Raw genomic sequence first — 864 nt, 5'->3', positions numbered from 1 at the left:
GGCTCATCGAACTTGATCGGGGTTGAGGCGAGGCTGCGCCTGCTCGCGCGGCTGCGGGATGGATTGCCTCTTGAGGGAGCTCGCGGCTCCCGTTGATCATTTCTGTTATCTACGCAGAAGATCAACAGAAGAGCCGCGAGCATGGTCAACGATACGACCCGGCTGCTGGGCCTGGAGGGCCTGGCCGTCGTCGACGTCGTCGCAGCAGGTGAAGACAGCAGGCAGGGGCCGATCGTGCATCTGGTCACCGCCGACGAGAGCGCTCGGGCCTGCCCCGAGTGCGGGGTGTTCGCGGCCCGGGTCAAGGAGTGGGTGACCACCCGCCCGCGTGACCTACCGGTCGCGGGCCGCCGCTGTGACCTGCGCTGGCGTAAACGCCGGTGGTACTGCGACGAGCCGGCCTGCCCGAGAGGGACGTTCACCGAGCACGTCGCACAGGTCCCGGCCCGGGCCCGGCTGACGGTGCGATTACGCCAGGCCGCCGGGGAAGCCGTCGCCGACCGTGGGAGGACGATCGTGCAGTCGGCTCGCGACCACGGCGTGTCCTGGCCGGTGGCCTGTGCGGCGTTCACCGCGCACGCCCAGCGGGTGCTGCCCGGTCAGCCCGCCCCCGTCACGGTGCTGGGGATCGATGAGATCCGCCGAGGCCGGCCCCGCTGGACCTGGGATGAGACCACCGGCACCTGGCAGACCGTCGTGGACCGATGGCATGTCGGCTTCGTCGACCTGTCCGGCGGGCAAGGCCTGCTCGGCCAGGTCGAAGGCCGTACCAGCACTGCTGTCACCGGCTGGCTCGGCCAGCGTACTCAGGCCTGGCGTGATGGCGTGACCTTCGTCGCGATCGACATGTGCACCATCTTCAAA

1 protein-coding gene is annotated in these 864 nt (G+C 69.3%); it reads left to right on the top strand.

The genetic code is table 11. The features are described from left to right. Positions 1-141: 141 nt before the first annotated feature. Positions 142-864: transposase family protein (locus FLX08_RS39970; protein ID WP_167530777.1), on the top strand; the 723-nt coding region annotated here is incomplete at its 3' end.

The sequence above is a fragment of the Microbispora hainanensis genome (assembly GCF_006874475.1).
In the GTDB taxonomy this organism is placed as follows: domain Bacteria; phylum Actinomycetota; class Actinomycetes; order Streptosporangiales; family Streptosporangiaceae; genus Microbispora; species Microbispora hainanensis.
This window is presented reverse-complemented; position numbering and strand designations above follow the sequence as displayed.